The 1,184-nt window shown below is 38.6% G+C and carries 1 protein-coding gene and 1 rRNA gene; both read right to left on the reverse strand.

The features are described from left to right. Positions 1 to 313 (reverse strand): hypothetical protein (locus IE038_RS25505; RefSeq protein WP_229775736.1); only part of this gene is annotated, 313 nt, incomplete at its 3' end. A gap of 336 nt (positions 314 to 649) precedes the next feature. Then, positions 650 to 770, reverse strand: a 5S ribosomal RNA gene (gene rrf / locus IE038_RS25510). Positions 771 to 1,184 lie beyond the last annotated feature (414 nt).

The raw sequence follows: 1,184 nt of genomic DNA on the forward strand, positions 1-1,184 counted from the left end.
AAACAGACAACAGAGGTTCACACATTCGACCATGGGGTGAAATATAATTGTATAACTTACGAGGAGCAATATAAACTGTCGGAGGATGAGGGCGCTCCGCGCCTTTAACAGTGAAAGGTAAATTGCTCTTAACAGTGCTGTTCTCATAAAGATTGAACGACAAGGTTCTCTCTCCTCCCCTCCCTTTTTTCCCTTTTTCCCCTTTTCCTTCCCTTTCTCCCCTTTCTCTCTCTCTTCTTTCTTTCCCTCTTCCCTCTCTCTTTTTTTTTTTTTTTTTTTTTTTGGGCAATACGAGGCTTGTATCAAGGGACACACACTAAAAGAATAACATTGAGAAGGACCAGAAGGTTGAGTAGGTTTGTACGAAGAAGTGAAAGGAAAAGCGGATAAAGAGGAAAGCTCCTTAAAGACAGGCTTTTAGAAAAGGAAAGAGAAGAAAGTAATGAAGGGATGCTCGACGAAAGTTGACAGAAAATTTTTCATTTTGCACTTGTTGGACATTGGCATTTCACGTGGAACGAATGACCATATGAAGAGTGATATTATACCAGATGAGCGGTATAAGCTGTAGCTATGCTATCGGTATGGTATGTCCTAGCGTGGGCAGGCGAAAACAAGGTAAAAAAAGAAAAAAGGAAAAAAAAAGAAGAGACTACAGCACCTGAGTTTCGCGTATGGTCTCCCACTACACTACTCGGTCAGGCTCTTAGCAGCTTAAGTACCATTGATCGGACGGGAAATTCTGCTTTCTGCTAGATATGGCCGTAGACAAAAATATTACTTTTCAGGTGGTAGTAACCAAAACTGGCGTCACACAATTGGGTTTGATATAGTTTATGCAAACATTGGCTTTAGCATTCGGATATATTTTGTATAAATATATATATATATATATATATAAGCTAACAACGTAAATTTATACACCTGCAGATTGGGAAAACGCTTTGCGAAGAAAAAAAAAGCGACGTATTGCAATGACCGTTGGAGATGTAATAAAATAATTTTTATGTAGATGACAGAATGGGGTAAAACGATATATCAGGTCAAATGACTGAGTTGAAAACAGAAACATTGATGCTCAAAATAATAGCGAAATTGGTGTTGAGTATAAACAAGATATATAATAGCAATGGAACTACTGGGGATAAGCGTTACCGAAAGTGGGGTTGTATGAATGGTACGGG

Origin of the sequence: Pseudomonas laurentiana, from assembly GCF_014648275.1 — a bacterium.
GTDB classification, from domain to species: domain Bacteria; phylum Pseudomonadota; class Gammaproteobacteria; order Pseudomonadales; family Pseudomonadaceae; genus Aquipseudomonas; species Aquipseudomonas laurentiana.